Source organism: Selenomonas sp. AB3002 (assembly GCF_000702545.1).
GTDB classification, from domain to species: Bacteria; Bacillota; Negativicutes; order Selenomonadales; family Selenomonadaceae; genus Selenomonas_B; species Selenomonas_B ruminantium_A.
In genome coordinates this window covers 44,639-57,952 of the sequence record NZ_JNIO01000002.1, presented here as the reverse complement: position 1 = coordinate 57,952, position 13,314 = coordinate 44,639, and the positions used below count along the sequence as shown (strand labels likewise).

Genomic DNA, 13,314 nt, shown 5'->3' with positions numbered 1-13,314 from the left:
AGGAAAGAGGGAAATAAATGAGACACAGTAAACTTAGCCGTAACGGTGCTGCTCGTAAGGCACTGCTGCGCAGCATTCTCACTTCCTTCTTCAGATATGGCCGCATCGAGACGACCCAGGCAAAGGCTCGCGAACTCAAGAGCCTGGCTGAGAAGCTCATCACCCTCGCTAAGCGCGGTGACCTCAGCGCCCGTCGTCAGGCTATTGCCAGCCTTTCTGATGAAGATGTTGTGAGGAAGCTTTTCGATGAGATCGCAGGCAAGTACGCAGACCGCCAGGGCGGCTACACCCGCATCCTGAAGCTCGGCGTGCGCCGCGGCGACGCTGCACCCATGTGCATCATCGAGCTGGTGTAATTCCGACATAAAGAAAAGTCCGCTATCCGTAAGGGATGGCGGGCTTTTTTGATGTGTGAAACGTAATAAAAACGTAATATTTTTCAAGGGCGGGCAATGGAACCGCCCTCTTTTTGTGTGCCCAATTCCTCAAGGCGGGAGGCTATTTCTTCCTGTTTGTTGGGGTACAGGTGGCCGTATGTGTTGAGTGTGGTTTGTATATCCTCATGGCCTAGCCTGTCCCTGATGGCAATAGGGGAGAAACCCTGCTCAATGAGTAGGGAGGCATGGCTGTGCCGGAGGTCATGGACACGGATTAGGGGGAGGCCTGCTGCTGCTGTGTACCTCCTGAGATTGTTCCCTATGGCAGAAGTCCCAACAGCTTCAAATATGCGCTGATTGTCCTTTATGCCGTAGAGTGTGGATATATACTGCTGCAAGGTGTCCACAAGGAAGGGGGGCAGGACGATAACACGGCGGCTTTTCTCTGTCTTTGGTGGCTGTATGACGTCCGCCCCGTTCAGCTTCTTGTATGTCTTTGTGACTGCCAACGTGCCTGCCTGGGTGTCAATGTCCCCTGGTGTGAGGGCCAGAAGCTCACCTATGCGAAGGCCTGTATAAAAGAGCGTAGTGAATATAGTGTGATAGGGCTCCGCCCCCTCTATGGCTTCCTGGAAGGCCCTGAACTGCTCCAATGTCCAGAAACTCACCTCATGAGGCTTGTCTTTTCCCATGGATCCAGCAAGGCGGGCAGGATTTGAAGGGAGATTGTAATACCTCACGGCGAAATTCAGCAGTGAGGAGAGGGAGACATGGACACGCTTCAAGTATGCCTCTGAGTATTCCCCGGATGATAGCAGGGAGTTTTGCCAGCTCCTGACCGTGGCGGGGGTAATTTCATTTATGGGCAAGTCCTTGAAGGCGGGTAGGATGTGGGTATTTATTATATTTTCCGTGACATTGCAGGTGGTGGCCCTGTTCCTGTGGCGGTAATCCTCCAGGTAAATGTCCACCAGGGTGGCAAAGGTCATGGAAGGGGTGGCGGCCCGCCGTTCGAGGAAGTCCCGTTCATAGGCCTTGGCCTCACGCTGGGTGGAAAAGCCCTCTCGCTTCTTCTGCCGGCGCTGACCGTTCCAGTCCCGGTAATAGAAGATGGCATACCAGGACACTTTTCCTGCCTTTGTAGTTTTCTTGTAGACTGGCATTGCTTGCCCCTCCTGTGGGCAAATTGTGATTACTTATCTTTTGGACCAATCATAGGTTGTCCTGTGAATGGATTCTTTACAATTATAGGGTTAATGCTTGATAGATAATCATAGCACATAGCTTTCTCTTGGTTGCTTGCAGATGAGAATTTATCTATAAGCCCTAATAGGACAAAAGCAAATTTCTCTTTTATGTAAAATGCTTTGGCTAAATATAAATTTGAATCAGCCAGTGATGATATTATATCCATCTGCAATAAAAAGGCTTCCTTGGGGATGGTAATACTATGAGCTTCTATATTTGTTGGGGCTGTTTGTATTCGTATGGAATCATGTTGAATTTCTATGTTGAATCCTATTTTTTGCAAATATTCTGCCCAATATTCGCATTTGTCAATTTTATAGCCTAATAAATCATCTGTAGACACATGGAGGGCGGTAGCTATCTTGATGAGTGTGTCGAAATTTGGCTCAACGTTCTTATTTTCATATCCCATATAAGTCTGATAAGGAATATCAATCAACTCTGCGAATGCTTTTCCAGTATATTGGCTATCTGTCCTATACTGTTTCAATCTTTCACCAAAACTTTTTGAGTTCATGTATGTGACCTCCCTTTAATAAATATCATTATATGATATTTTGCGTTAAAAAGCTATATATTGTTGACATTTAGGTGATAGTGATATAAACTATAATAAAATATCAAAAACTCATAAGGAGGTAAGTAAAAATGGAAATTGACGGCAAGGCACTACGCCGGGAAATGGCGGGCAAAAATTTTACTGTTGTAGGCTTGGCGCGGACGGCAGGGATTACTGCTGCAACACTCAACAAGATCTTGAATCACAGTAATAAGGCTCGTATTGACACATTGGGGAAACTGGCAAAGGCATTAGGTGTAGATATTTACGACATTGCACGGGAGGCATGAAGCGTTGAAGATTGGCATTGAACTGGTACGAATGATAGCACAAGAGCAGGACAAAGGCGGTGTGTTCCTCCATGCGAAGGACGGCATTGCTTTTGTGGCCTACCTTGGGACTACGAACGTTGCCATTTGCGCCGGAGCGAACAGCATTGTTACCACATGGGACGAATTTGCAAAAGCAAGGGCCGAGTGGATTAGGCAGGAGGCGAAGTAATGGAATACCCAAAGTTGATGACACGTTTCATTGCTGACAACGAACATAGGGGAGGGAGGCTCCTTCATGTGGATAGGTGGAAAGGTACGAACTGTATCAAGCATACGGCAGTGATAGATAAGGCAATGGCTTTAAGAGATGGAGGAGAGAATGCATGATGGCAACACAAAAGCCCCCAGCAGGGGGCGGGGAATCGCTATTCATCAAAATACCTGAGATGATGGAGCTGATGGACTGCAGCCGGAGCACGGCGCAAAGGTGCGCTGCTTCTATTAATGCCAGGCTGAAAGCAGAAGGTAAATTCACCATTGCGGGGAGGTGCAACCGCCAGGCGTTCTATGAGGCTGTAGGCTACGAGGTGGGCAGAGAATGAGCGGACACGAAAAAGCCCCGGCTGGTGTGGGGACACCTTCCGAGGCGGCGAACACAAAACCAGGTCAGGTTAAGGGTTCTACCTTTATTTTAGCAATTGAAGGCAGGACATACAAGGCAGAGAGAATATTTTCCAGCAAAAGGCGGGGATGTAATGCAGATACCAGAAGAACTAAAGAAGTTAAAGAACTTTGTGGTATGGCGGTATGAGGAACGGAACGGCAAGCGGACTAAGGTTCCATATAACGCCGTCACCAAGGGGCGGGCAAAGTCGAATGTCCCTGCAACATGGAATACTTGGCAGGAGGTGGAGAACTGTCCACAGGGGTATGATGGCATTGGCTTCATGTTCGGCCATTCTCCATATGTGGGGGTAGATATTGACCATTGCCTTGATGGGGGGCAGAAAGAAGAAACCGCCCTTGCTATAGCAAAGGAAATGGGGACTTACTGTGAAGTCTCTCCTAGTGGGGAAGGACTGCACATGATAGGTGGCCTTCCCCCATGCGCTTAGACACCTAAAATGAAAGATTCCTAACGCATCCTCAAAATTGCTTTATTTTCCGCAGTTTTGGCCATCTTCACCAATTTAGGCAGCAATTTTTTCAACGGGCATTCGCTCCATGTAGTATTCTTCCGGAGTCTGGTAATCGTTGCTGGAATGTATTCGCTGGCGGTTGTAGAAAATCCAAATATACTCAAATACAGCCGCCTTAGCTTCAGCGCGAGTGCGGAAATGCTTCTCGTTCAGCCATTCCTGTTTTAATGTACCCCAGAAGCTTTCCATGGGAGCGTTATCCCAACAGTTGCCTTTCCGGCTCATGCTCATCGTAAAACCATTCTGCTTTGCCATTTGGCAGTAGTCTTTGGAACAATACTGGCTTCCACGGTCAGAATGGAGGATGCAGCCGTTTACATCGCTGGTATGATTTATGGCATCCTGTAAAGCTGACATAACTAGCTGTTTGGTCATACGGCTGTCCATGGCCACTCCTACCATTTTACGGCCGCATAAATCCATCACCCCAGCTAGATAAAGCCAGCCTTCGTCTGTAGGGATATAGGTTATATCACTGACCATCTTTTCCCCAGGATGTTCCGCAGAAAAATTGCGGTTGAGAACATTTTCGGCAACAGGCATATCATGGTCTGAATATGTTGTAGCCTTATATTTACGACGTGCCTTGCCATGTATGCCGTTTGCCTTCATGATACGTTCTACACGCTTGTGGTTGACCTTAATCCCCTTTTTACGTAGCTTTCTGAAAATGCGCACGGAACCATAGGTCTTATTGGATTTTTCGTGAATTTGCTTAATGATACGTAAAAGCTCATCATTGCTTTTGTCACGTGGGCTTGGCTTGCGGGAAAGCCAAGCGTAAAAACCGCTTCTGGATACATTAGCCCATCGCACCATCTTTGCAATCGGATATTTGCCGCGGTTAGCTTCGATGTAGTAATATCGGATCACTTCAGGTTCTTGGCAAAGAAGGCGCTCGCTTTTTTTAGGAATTCATTCTCCTGTTCAAGGTCTTTAATACGCCGCTGTAGCCTTCTTAGCTCGGCATCCTCATCACGGAGCTTGCCACTGCCGACAAAGGGCTGCTCCGGATGTTTTATGTATCTTGCCTTCCAAGTGTATAGGGAACTTACGTTGACTCCTATCTCTCGGGCTACCTGGCTGACCGGAACACCGCTCAAGACTCTTTTTACGGCTTCTTCCTTAAATTCATTACTGTATCTGTTCAATCGTATCACCTCATGAATGTATTGTACCATTCATTTCGGGTGTCCAGCAAAGCGGGTATGGGGCAAGGTAGGGGAGAGCTTGCCAATGGCTTTAGGAATGGGCAATTAGAGGTATACCCACACGGTAGATATTTCACGCTCACAGGCAACGTGTGGCATGACCTTTCAGAAATTGTGGATATTCAAGCGGTGCTTGATGAACTGGTGAAGATGGCAAAGAAACCTGCTGCACCAGTTAAGCAGAGAATGGTTAATCCGTCCCCTGATGGCGTGCAAGAGATTCTGGCAAGGATTCGGCGGTCAGCTCAAGCGGGGAAGTTCTTTGACCTGTATGACAGGGGCGAAATTTCTGCCTATGGTGGAGATGATTCTGCTGCGGACATGGCTCTTATGGATATGCTGCCCTTTTGGACTGGCGGGGATACGGGCTTGATGCTTGAAATCTTCAACGGTTCCAAGTTGGCGCAGAGAGAGAAGTGGCAGAGGCGGACAGATTATCGTAAGTGGACAATTGAAAAAGCCCTGCAAGGCTGGAATGGGGAAGTTTATTCACCGGAGAAAAAGCGTGTTGCTGATAAACCGCCCTCCTTGTTGGACTTCAAGCTGACTGATGCGGGCAATGCGGAAAGGCTCAAGTTCATGTATACTGATCGGCTCCTTTATGTGCCAGCTAGCAGGAAGTGGCTCCAATGGAACGGCAAGCAATGGAAAGAGGATGAAGATACAGAGGGCTTGCAGGTATATGATAAGGCCGTAGCCATGCTGCGTAGGGCGTTCAAGGAAGCAGGGGCGGCATTTTCTGCGGCTGTAAGTGACGAGGACAGGAAAGCCAAGGAAGCTGCCATAAAATTTTTCCTAAAGTCTGAGAACACAGTAAATCTTAGAAACTGTATAACTCAGGCAAAAGGCTTGTTCTCTATAGAGAAGGGCGATTTAGACAAGAATCCCTATATCCTTAATTGCGGGAATGGAACGCTTGACCTTCGGACAGGTGAACTCAAGCCTCATGATAGGAAGGACTATATAACCAAGATTTGCAGAGCGGATTATATGCCAGGGGCAAAGTCACCTTTGTGGGAAGATGTCCTGCAAACCATTCTGCCAGATGAAGAAGTAAGGGCGTGGCTCAAGAGGTTTATAGGTTACAGTCTCTTTGGGCTTACTTCAGAAGAAAAATTCCTGTTTCTCTATGGTCCAGGCGGGGGCGGCAAGGGAACTTTCATTGAGTCCATTGCTTATGTGCTGGGAGCCTACGCCGGGACGATGGACATTGATGTGTTGCTGGCTTCCCGTAACGATGCGGGGAATGGAGGGCAACCCACACCACAGATAGCAGAACTGGCAGGAAAGCGGCTTATAATCACCAGCGAAAGCGGGATAGGGCGGAAGTTCAACGATGCCAGGATAAAGCTCTTGACGGGAAGTGATAGGCTTGTGGGCCGTCACCTGTACGCAAATCCTTTTTCCTTTGTTCCAAAGTTTTCTCTTGTGATGTCCAGCAACTACAAGCCAACAGTTACGGATAGCACAGACGAAGGTATGAGGCGGCGCATGGTTATTATCCCCTTCATGGAGCACATAGCCAAGAAGGATATTATGCTAAAGGAAAAGCTGAAAGGGGAGACCAAAGAAGCTATACTGGCTTGGTGTGTAGAAGGTGCACTTGAATGGTGGGAACGTGGTGAAGTTGGCGAACTGCCTGCCCCCATAAAGAAGATGATGGACATATATTTCCAAGATAACGACCTCATAGGGCAATTCATTAATGAATGCTGCGAGACTGGTGAAGGGCTGAAGGCCCCCGTGAGAGATACACACAGGGCATTTACTGCGTGGCTCGATGATGGACATTATATGTCCTCGCGTACTTTTTCGGAGCAGATGGAGAATCGTGGCTTTGTAAAAGTTAGAGGAGGCAGAGGAGTTTATTTCAAAGGTTTATCTGTGATAGAAATCCCTGTCTGAAATATTGATTTTATCAACTATGTGTGTAGTTTTGTAGTTTTGCAGGAATTTCCTATAAAGTCCATAGGGAAGTGGTTTTCTATAGGGTTTTATAGAGTTTTTCCTGCAAATGTTCATTTCTACACTTTTACATGACATTGGCAACTAAATAGTAGGCCACTGCTGTGGTAACGGGAGGAGGATTGAGAACGTGACAATTAAGGGTAAGGAATATCCTGATTATGATACATACCTGCATTCGCCAGAGTGGCAACAACTGAGACAGGAGAGAATGGAAACAGACCATCATAGGTGTGTGTGTTGCGGGGCTAAGGATAATTTGCAAGTTCACCACTTGAACTACAAGTTCATGGATGATATTTCCTACCTTGTGACACTATGCAGGGATTGCCACAGTCGACTGCATAAGGAGATATTGCCGGGGCTGGCTGATGATATTGCCAAGCTGGGCAAGAAGTTCACGCCAGGATTGGTGGAATTTAGGCGGAACTATGAGCGGGAGCGAAATGCTATATATCTGTCGTGGTTCCAGAAGTTGGCGGTCAATGGCAAATGGGCTGATAAGGGGAGGGCGGTTAGAACCCTCACTAAAGCAGACATCAAGGGATCAGATGAGGTTACTGTGATGTTTGAGTGTCTGACCAATAGATTGTTGAGCAATACTGGTAGCGGAACAATAGCAGATGATACGGCGTTGCGGGTATCGTGGAGGTGATAGCATGAAACTCATTCACGGAACCAAGGAGCAGGCCGATAAGAAAAAGAGTGACCGACTGGCGGTGAAAAAGAATAGGCTGCGGGCCGTCATGCTGGAGAGTACGGACCCGCAAAAGGTGTTTCATGCTGCGGTGCGCTGGTATTCCATGCGGGAGAAATGGGAGACTGAAAGCGAAGCAGAGTTTTGCCTGTATAAATCCATGCTGCACCTGGTAGCGGAAGAATTCTCTCCCGAGTGGCTGGCGGTGGAATTCCCTGCGGAGAAGGACTACAAGGGGCATACCTACGGAGCCAAGGACTGGTATTCCAGTATGGAGGCATTGAAAAAGGCATTGGCAGGAACGTGGACACCAGAGGACGTGCAGAAGTTCCTATGGGAATGGGATAATCACGCTCTCATGGGATTCACGGTAGGTGGCATATACTTGGTGGACGAATTGCGGGCCATGCAGGGGGAGCCATCACTCATGGAATCCTTTGCACATGACATGGGAATCAAGGTTTACCATTCCACAAAGCTGGAGAACGGAAAAGAAGTCATGATTGACGAGGATGGGCGGCCCCTGGGCGTGGTAAGGAAGCCGCATAAGCATCTTCGGGCCGTGAGGTGATAGTATGGGTATGAGCCAGAAGGCAAAAGGAGCCAGGGGAGAACGCTTGTGGGCGGCAGAGTGCCAAAAGGCGGGGTTCGCTGGCGTTCATCGTGTGGGCCAGCAGCAGTATCAGACAGGGGCAGAAGTTGCTGACGTTGAGGGGCTGCCTGGGCTGCATCAAGAAGTGAAATTCGTTGAACGGCTGAACGTCCGGGCCGCAATGGAGCAGAGTGAACGAGATGCCACCCCCGGGGAGCTACCAATACTGGCACACAAAACGAGCAGGAAAGAGTGGCTTGTTATGTAATTTAGAAAACACGGCAATCTAAATGAGAATGGACGGCTGTTAGTATTGAGGTGATGGGAAATGTTTTTACACGAAGCTGAAATACCTTAGCTTGAAAGTGTATGAGAAAATTGGCGCAGAAAAACCAGCCTCTGAAAAATATAGTTTTTCAGGGTTCACGCATGCTTACGCCAGGCCTTTACGTGTATGACGGATATTATTGCGAATAACCTAATATACCACATCATGGAAGAGTGATGGCGTCCTTCTTCCAGTAGCCCGTCAATCTTTATGCGTTTGTTGGCCCGTTCAGCAGATGTGCGCTTGTTGTAGATTTGCTTCCATTGAGGTGAACCGCGTGGAGGATCGCAGAACAGCCGTGGATTATCCTTAAGGCTTATATGCACAACACGACCATAAGTGGATTTGGTACAGCGCTTGTCGCACAAGCATAGCCTTTCTGCGTATTTTGTCTTCGGACAAATATATTTGGCTCTGTGCCGTTTCTTATCAGTGCCATCAGGTTTCAGGGGAAGTCCAAGAGGACAGATTGGCACACCGTCATCACTTATTGTATATCCCTTCTCCTCAGCTGATTTGGTACCACGAGGATTCAAGTCTATGAAGGGGGTTATGCTGCTTTTGCTGCACATTTCGTACACAGCAGTTGCATCGTGTGCGGAATCAAGGATCAAAGCGGAAATATTCCAGTCCGCAAAGAACGCCTTGATGCAGGCAAGTCCGTGTAGCATGGCAGGAAGGTCGTGGCGGGATGCACGCTCCAGGATAGGGAAGACAGGCAATCCGGAGTTAGCATCCGTGAAGAGATAGAGGTTATAGCCAAAGTAAAAGAAATTTCTGGACGAATCCCAGCCCCAATTGGCATCGGGCTGGGAGAACCAGCGCTTGTGGTGGCAACTGTCGATGCCCTTTTTATAGCAATCGCACATCGAGTGGCTTCGCTCACGGTTAGAAACCTGCACTGGAGTGCCGTCACCGGCCAGAACCAGTTTCCTGACATCCAGAAGATCTTTGTGAATCGAACCGGCCAGGAATACCCTGTTGTAGATTTCACCGATGATGTGCAGCTTGGTCATGAGGATACCTCCGGCACTGTGTCCATCAAAAAACTTGATGACGGTGGCAGCATGATCTTTGTCGAAGGACGGAGACTTTTCGCCATTGCTCTTTCCTTTAGGCGGTTTCTTCCTGCGGTAGCGCAGGTGAGGCAAGAAATTGTTGCCTCCTGGCCATAGGCGATGGAAGAAGTCATAAAAAGCGCCGAAGGATGGGGTATGGTCGGGTGAAAAGCCTGATAGTATGGCCAGAGACTCATCAGAGCGCAGACGTTCAGCCCAGCCAACAAGAGAGTTAGACTTAAGCCAGACGGAAAGCAAGTAGGAACGCAGCATAGAGGAAGGTAGCCATGCAGGACGACCTTCCGCTGAGTAAAAAGGGACGCATAATCTCGTCAACCGGTGAAAGGTCAATAGCCAGGAGGTTGACTGCCAGCTTGTGCTTCTTCTTGTCGAAGCGTTTGAGGCGACTGTTGTGAATGCGTTGGGAGAGGAGCTGCCTATAGGCAGCGTGGGAGCCGATTTCAGGCAATCTCAGCATGATGTTCACCTTCTTTCAAGTACTATTGTACATGTGAAACATCAAACTGAGATGGGTGATACTCATTCGCAACAGCATTTTTTCCATAAATTGTGGGGGCACATTGAATAATGTGCCATGGCTCAAGGCAGACAAATAGAGGGCTTTGAGTTTTCTAATTTACATTTGTTACCATGAGGGGGCGGGACTTCTTGAAATTGTATAGAGCATGGAAAGACCATGCTTGATGAATAGGGCGTTGGTGAGAGTATGAAGTTATGGGAACTATTCTTCCCAATTGTGGTATGCCAGTACATCAATGGGGACATGATAGCTATACGCTGAGAGGGCAATGGACAATGAGCAGAGAAAGACAGGTGCTTGAGAATAATCTGAGGCTGGCAAGGAGGAACATCACGGATATGCTTTGTAGGATTGAGGATATGGGGGAGAAGGAGCTTCTCGATACCATGAGAACCTACCAGATAATCAATTCTGTTCTTACGTTGCACAGCCTTGCAGAGTGTACGGATGGAGAGCCGGAGGTAAGGCGGGATGCTGCGAAAATTGTGCTGGGCATATACAACGAGGAGACAAACAAGATGGTCAAACGCTATGTAGAGGAGTTTGATTTGGGTGTGTCCTTGAATATCCCTGCCAGTTTTATGTTTGGAATTGGCACGATGTAACAGGGATGTGGTTAAGGAGTTGATTCTATGACTAGAGAAGAACAGGAAACTATTATCAGATTTGACAGGGCAGAGGATGAAGCTACCATTTATACGGCAGACCCGTCAATCATGCGGAGGCTGAAGGGGCTTTCTTCCTACAAACTGGAGCGGGAGGATAGGCAAGCTGGTAAGGTGGTTGCGATGACATTCAGGGCAGGAAAGGAATTGATCCTGCTGCGGAGCAAGCCGCTTAGAATAAAACTGACAGATGAGGAAAGAGCAAGGCGGGCTGAACGAATTAGACAGAACGCCAATTCTGAGCAGAGTTTGCCGTAAGCGGCACGTAGTTTGAACATCTAATAGGGGGCAAGGGTAGTCTTACCTATACCCGCCCCAAAAAAGGAGGTGAAATAGTGGCAATATCTGTGGTAATACTATCCAGCGAGAAGGGCAGGAATACTTGCACGTTCATAGCATCCAGCCAGGAGGAAGCAGATGAGGCTGCCAATGTTATTGATGGAGAGCCTAAGAAAAAGTTCCTCGGTGTGGATACGTCGGAAGCTGCCGAATATTTGGGCCGAGCATGGCAGGTTATGGATGAAAAATGGGAATCAGGAAAGAGGTAATGTAAAATGGCAAGAGACTACAAAAAAGAGTATCGTGAATATCAGGGGACGCCGGAGCAGATTCATAATAGGTCGTTGCGTAACCAAGCAAGGCGGGAAATGGGGCTTAAAAAAGGAGACCCTAGGGAGGTAGATCATGTGAGGCCACTTTCCAGGGGAGGCAGTAATTCACGCTCCAATCTTCAGGTCACCAGCAGGACAGCAAACAGGAGGAAGGGCAATAAGTGATAGCGCGAATTATTGATTAGCATTTTAGGCATAAGAAAAAGCCCTGCAAGAGTTATGTGTAGAATTCTTGCAGGGTGGCTTTTGAAACTAATGGTCTAATACCATGATAGCATAGACCGTTGCCATTAGGAAAGGGGAAAACATCATGGAGAAGAAAGCATCACTCAGGGTTTGCATGGACGATTGGCACAGAGCCATAGGCGAACAGGATGAACTTGCAGAGGCCATCTTGAAACTGATTGGCGGAGGCAATACAGTAGCCATAGAAACACTTCTGGGGGCATACGGCAAGGCGTGGGAACGTGCTACACTTGCGATGACAGCAGCAGGTTATAGAGACTATGAGGATATGTTGGTAGCTTGGATGAGCGAACACAAGCAGGAATTTAAATAATCTTTTGGGGGCTTCTCTATGATAGGGAGGCCCTTGTTAAATTCCTTTATAACGTTAATCAAGAGAGGGGGGGAGCTATGGAGTGGCCTTCCCCCATGCGCTTAGACACCTAAAATGAAAGATTCCTAACGCATCCTCAAAATTGCTTTATTTTCCGCAGTTTTGGCCATCTTCACCAATTTAGGCAGCAATTTTTTCAACGGGCATTCGCTCCATGTAGTATTCTTCCGGAGTCTGGTAATCGTTGCTGGAATGTATTCGCTGGCGGTTGTAGAAAATCCAAATATACTCAAATACAGCCGCCTTAGCTTCAGCGCGAGTGCGGAAATGCTTCTCGTTCAGCCATTCCTGTTTTAATGTACCCCAGAAGCTTTCCATGGGAGCGTTATCCCAACAGTTGCCTTTCCGGCTCATGCTCATCGTAAAACCATTCTGCTTTGCCATTTGGCAGTAGTCTTTGGAACAATACTGGCTTCCACGGTCAGAATGGAGGATGCAGCCGTTTACATCGCTGGTATGATTTATGGCATCCTGTAAAGCTGACATAACTAGCTGTTTGGTCATACGGCTGTCCATGGCCACTCCTACCATTTTACGGCCGCATAAATCCATCACCCCAGCTAGATAAAGCCAGCCTTCGTCTGTAGGGATATAGGTTATATCACTGACCATCTTTTCCCCAGGATGTTCCGCAGAAAAATTGCGGTTGAGAACATTTTCGGCAACAGGCATATCATGGTCTGAATATGTTGTAGCCTTATATTTACGACGTGCCTTGCCATGTATGCCGTTTGCCTTCATGATACGTTCTACACGCTTGTGGTTGACCTTAATCCCCTTTTTACGTAGCTTTCTGAAAATGCGCACGGAACCATAGGTCTTATTGGATTTTTCGTGAATTTGCTTAATGATACGTAAAAGCTCATCATTGCTTTTGTCACGTGGGCTTGGCTTGCGGGAAAGCCAAGCGTAAAAACCGCTTCTGGATACATTAGCCCATCGCACCATCTTTTCAATCGGATATTTGCCGCGGTTAGCTTCGATGTAGTAATATCGGATCACTTCAGGTTCTTGGCAAAGAAGGCGCTCGCTTTTTTTAGGAATTCATTCTCCTGTTCAAGGTCTTTAATACGCCGCTGTAGCCTTCTTAGCTCGGCATCCTCATCACGGAGCTTGCCACTGCCGACAAAGGGCTGCTCCGGATGTTTTATGTATCTTGCCTTCCAAGTGTATAGGGAACTTACGTTGACTCCTATCTCTCGGGCTACCTGGCTGGCCGGAACACCGCTCAAGACTCTTTTTACGGCTTCTTCCTTAAATTCATTACTGTATCTGTTCAATCGTATCACCTCATGAATGTATTGTACCATTCATTTCGGGTGTCCAGCAAAGCGGGTATGGGGCAGAGACCTGGGAAAGGCAGCCGGAGGAA

General features: G+C 47.8%; 21 protein-coding genes. 15 read left to right on the top strand and 6 right to left on the bottom strand.

The window, feature by feature from the left end:
• The first annotated feature begins 17 nt into the window (after positions 1-17).
• Entirely contained in the window at positions 18-356 is a 339-nt protein-coding gene (rplQ, locus tag P159_RS0100420; protein WP_029540451.1) for a 50S ribosomal protein L17, read from the top strand.
• A gap of 83 nt (positions 357-439) precedes the next feature.
• Here the strand turns inward: rplQ and P159_RS0100415 are convergent, their stop codons facing one another.
• Complete coding sequence (locus tag P159_RS0100415) at positions 440-1,540, bottom strand: site-specific integrase (protein WP_029540449.1); 1,101 nt, start codon at positions 1,538-1,540, stop codon at positions 440-442.
• A gap of 29 nt (positions 1,541-1,569) precedes the next feature.
• Complete coding sequence (locus tag P159_RS18965) at positions 1,570-2,142, bottom strand: helix-turn-helix transcriptional regulator (protein WP_051650019.1); 573 nt, start codon at positions 2,140-2,142, stop codon at positions 1,570-1,572.
• Positions 2,143-2,273: 131 nt separating this feature from the next.
• Between P159_RS18965 and P159_RS0100405 the strand changes: the two genes are divergently transcribed.
• From P159_RS0100405 to P159_RS0100385, 5 genes are all read left to right on the top strand, one after another.
• A complete protein-coding gene (locus P159_RS0100405; protein ID WP_029540446.1) occupies positions 2,274-2,474 on the top strand; it encodes a helix-turn-helix transcriptional regulator in 201 nt (66 codons plus the stop codon).
• A 4-nt stretch (positions 2,475-2,478) separates the two neighbouring features.
• Complete coding sequence (locus P159_RS0100400; RefSeq protein WP_029540444.1) at positions 2,479-2,685, top strand: hypothetical protein; 207 nt, start codon at positions 2,479-2,481, stop codon at positions 2,683-2,685.
• On the top strand, positions 2,685-2,843 hold the full coding sequence (locus tag P159_RS20415; protein ID WP_185753561.1) for a hypothetical protein: 159 nt from the start codon (positions 2,685-2,687) through the stop codon (positions 2,841-2,843). Before P159_RS0100400 ends, P159_RS20415 begins: the two co-directional genes overlap by 1 nt.
• Positions 2,840-3,058, top strand: a complete 219-nt coding sequence (locus P159_RS0100390; protein ID WP_029540442.1) for a hypothetical protein — start codon at positions 2,840-2,842, stop codon at positions 3,056-3,058. The genes P159_RS20415 and P159_RS0100390 overlap by 4 nt, the downstream gene beginning before the upstream one ends.
• Before the next feature lie 153 nt (positions 3,059-3,211).
• Complete coding sequence (locus tag P159_RS0100385) at positions 3,212-3,571, top strand: hypothetical protein (RefSeq protein WP_029540440.1); 360 nt, start codon at positions 3,212-3,214, stop codon at positions 3,569-3,571.
• Positions 3,572-3,646: 75 nt separating this feature from the next.
• On the opposite strand, the gene P159_RS0100380 is transcribed toward P159_RS0100385, so the two are convergent.
• Positions 3,647-4,806 (bottom strand): IS3 family transposase gene (locus P159_RS0100380; RefSeq protein ID WP_318253470.1). Its coding sequence is split into 2 segments (ribosomal slippage): positions 3,647-4,551 and positions 4,551-4,806, totalling 1,161 coding nucleotides; the frame shifts between segments, so codons are not numbered across the junction.
• A gap of 57 nt (positions 4,807-4,863) precedes the next feature.
• On the opposite strand from P159_RS0100380, the gene P159_RS0100370 reads away from it, so the two are divergent.
• From P159_RS0100370 to P159_RS0100355, 4 genes are all read left to right on the top strand, one after another.
• Positions 4,864-6,771 carry a phage/plasmid primase, P4 family gene (locus P159_RS0100370; protein ID WP_029540436.1) on the top strand — a complete coding sequence of 636 codons (1,908 nt, stop codon included), beginning with the start codon at positions 4,864-4,866 and terminating at the stop codon, positions 6,769-6,771.
• A 190-nt stretch (positions 6,772-6,961) separates the two neighbouring features.
• Positions 6,962-7,486, top strand: a complete 525-nt coding sequence (locus P159_RS0100365; protein WP_029540435.1) for an HNH endonuclease — start codon at positions 6,962-6,964, stop codon at positions 7,484-7,486.
• A 4-nt stretch (positions 7,487-7,490) separates the two neighbouring features.
• Positions 7,491-8,099, top strand: coding sequence for a hypothetical protein (locus tag P159_RS0100360; RefSeq protein WP_029540434.1), 609 nt, complete (start codon positions 7,491-7,493; stop codon positions 8,097-8,099).
• Between the two features lie 10 nt (positions 8,100-8,109).
• Positions 8,110-8,388 carry a hypothetical protein gene (locus P159_RS0100355; RefSeq protein WP_185753559.1) on the top strand — a complete coding sequence of 93 codons (279 nt, stop codon included), beginning with the start codon at positions 8,110-8,112 and terminating at the stop codon, positions 8,386-8,388.
• 155 nt (positions 8,389-8,543) lie between these two features.
• On the opposite strand, the gene P159_RS18165 is transcribed toward P159_RS0100355, so the two are convergent.
• Together P159_RS18165 and P159_RS18960 are read right to left on the bottom strand one after the other, a co-directional pair.
• Positions 8,544-9,779, bottom strand: a complete 1,236-nt coding sequence (locus tag P159_RS18165) for a transposase (protein WP_072004085.1) — start codon at positions 9,777-9,779, stop codon at positions 8,544-8,546.
• Positions 9,745-9,984 (bottom strand): hypothetical protein, encoded by a 240-nt coding sequence (locus P159_RS18960; RefSeq protein WP_051650017.1) that lies wholly within the window; start codon positions 9,982-9,984, stop codon positions 9,745-9,747. The genes P159_RS18165 and P159_RS18960 overlap by 35 nt, the downstream gene beginning before the upstream one ends.
• A 338-nt stretch (positions 9,985-10,322) precedes the next feature.
• Here P159_RS18960 and P159_RS0100345 point away from each other — a divergent pair, with 338 nt between their 5' ends.
• From P159_RS0100345 to P159_RS0100325, 5 genes are all read left to right on the top strand, one after another.
• Entirely contained in the window at positions 10,323-10,652 is a 330-nt protein-coding gene (locus tag P159_RS0100345; protein WP_029540431.1) for a hypothetical protein, read from the top strand.
• Between the two features lie 27 nt (positions 10,653-10,679).
• Positions 10,680-10,970 carry a hypothetical protein gene (locus tag P159_RS0100340; RefSeq protein ID WP_029540429.1) on the top strand — a complete coding sequence of 97 codons (291 nt, stop codon included), beginning with the start codon at positions 10,680-10,682 and terminating at the stop codon, positions 10,968-10,970.
• Positions 10,971-11,047: 77 nt separating this feature from the next.
• The gene (locus tag P159_RS0100335) at positions 11,048-11,260 is read left to right on the top strand and encodes a hypothetical protein (RefSeq protein WP_029540427.1); all 213 of its coding nucleotides are present in this window, start codon (positions 11,048-11,050) and stop codon (positions 11,258-11,260) included.
• 6 nt (positions 11,261-11,266) lie between these two features.
• The gene (locus P159_RS0100330) at positions 11,267-11,488 is read left to right on the top strand and encodes an HNH endonuclease domain-containing protein (protein ID WP_029540425.1); all 222 of its coding nucleotides are present in this window, start codon (positions 11,267-11,269) and stop codon (positions 11,486-11,488) included.
• A 145-nt stretch (positions 11,489-11,633) separates the two neighbouring features.
• Positions 11,634-11,882 carry a hypothetical protein gene (locus P159_RS0100325; protein ID WP_029540424.1) on the top strand — a complete coding sequence of 83 codons (249 nt, stop codon included), beginning with the start codon at positions 11,634-11,636 and terminating at the stop codon, positions 11,880-11,882.
• Positions 11,883-12,062: 180 nt separating this feature from the next.
• On the opposite strand, the gene P159_RS0100320 is transcribed toward P159_RS0100325, so the two are convergent.
• Positions 12,063-13,222, bottom strand: a protein-coding gene (locus P159_RS0100320; protein WP_318253469.1) for an IS3 family transposase whose coding sequence is annotated in 2 segments (ribosomal slippage) — positions 12,063-12,967 and positions 12,967-13,222 — 1,161 coding nt in all. Because the reading frame shifts where the segments join, the coding sequence is not laid out codon by codon here.
• Positions 13,223-13,314: the final 92 nt, after the last annotated feature.